This window comes from Candidatus Magnetaquicoccus inordinatus, assembly GCF_004217665.1.
GTDB lineage: Bacteria > Pseudomonadota > Magnetococcia > Magnetococcales > Magnetaquicoccaceae > Magnetaquicoccus > Magnetaquicoccus inordinatus.
On sequence record NZ_RXIU01000419.1, the window covers coordinates 1 to 1,535 of the forward strand.

1 protein-coding gene is annotated in these 1,535 nt (G+C 52.8%); it reads right to left on the reverse strand.

What is annotated here, in order from left to right:
- Positions 1–1,203 (reverse strand): HD domain-containing protein (locus tag EJP87_RS16180; RefSeq protein ID WP_193771466.1); only part of this gene is annotated, 1,203 nt, incomplete at its 3' end.
- Positions 1,204–1,535 lie beyond the last annotated feature (332 nt).

The window sequence follows — 1,535 nt, forward strand, 5'->3', positions numbered from 1 at the left end:
TGAATCGACAGGAAAGGTAAAGCGATCCCCTTTGGGCGTGTAGACATCGAGCATGTCAGGAAGGACATGGGCATGCACCTCCGACATGCGCAAATCGCTATCACCTAAAGTGGCCAGCAGGCGCATATAGCGGACGGGATCGGGACCGCTGACCCCCCATTCTGCCAAAATGCCCAGGCGGTTGGCCAGCTCATCCTGTTTGCGTACCACCTGAATATTGAGGGGATGCCCATCCCAGATGATGCGGGTGGTGAGGGCATGGAAGCCGTTGACACGCGGTGCGTTCAGATAGTCGCGCACATGTCTGGGCAAAGGTCCAAAATGGCTGTGCATTTTGCCCAAAACCCGCCAGGCAGTCTCATCATCCTCCACCAGCAAACGCAGACGATAGGTGGGCCAACTGATGCGCATCAACTGACCGGTGCCAGGCTGTTCGGTCAGAAAAAAATAGTCACCGACTGTCCTGGCCTCGATGGCATAATCGGTGGCATATCCCGGTTTGAGCACCACAGCAAGTTGCGGAATAATCTGTTCCATGCCCGGTGCACCGCGTGCCTGCATCTCTTCCAGGGTGGCGCGGGCCCGAAAATATTGTACCGGCATCAGATGCGGCAGAATGCGTTCGATCAAGGCGTCGGCCAGAGCCATGATGCCTAAACGGCGCGCCACACCAACATAGATCAAAGCCAGGCTGGCTTTGTTTTTGGCATTGACCTTGCCGTGCACCTCCAAGCTGCCGGAGTTGTGGTAGACATCAAAAATTTTAATCACCAAAACACGCAAATCTTTGGCTGCCGCGCTCAGAATACGGCGATAGGTGGCCGGCAGATCACCGCTGCCGGTTTGCAGGCTGCGAATTTTGGAGAGTGATTGTACAATTTCATAGACATGGGCATCAAACTCCATCAAACGCCGTTCTGGCTCCATATCTTCGGGAGCATCTTCGATGGAGTCGTGGAGCAGTGCAGCACAGGTGCCGGCCACATCGGTCATGCCCCAGGAGAGGGCATGGTGGGCCACTTCAACACAGTGGATGACATAGGGGCTGCCATCCAATTTGCGTACTTGCCCTTGGTGGAAATCTTGCGCCAGTTGTGCGGCATGGGCGATTTTACGGGTTGCTTCCTCGCCGAGCAGGGAGTGACTCAAAGCCAACAGCTCAGCCACTTTTTGTTCGAGGATCTGGATATGATTGGGGTTCATCCGTTGCTCTCTTTCCGTGTTGCGCTGCACCATCCTTCCAGCATGATCCGAGTCTCTGCAGGAAAAAGCAAGTCTTTAGAAAATTTCTTCGTTAGGATGTCAAAGAGAGTTTCCTTGTGGGTGAGAAGCGGGTTACAATAGGTGATACACCTTTTGCTAAGTTTATTGACCGTCACTACTGCAAGGATAGGCCATGATCACTGGATTCTTCAAATGGGTTTTCAAGCAGTTCTTGCCATATGTATTTGGGGCGCTGATTGGGGTAGGTTTCTTTTTCTTGTTGATGTATTTACTACCGATGTTGCCGGAGGGATCTCTTGTTGATTGGTCTT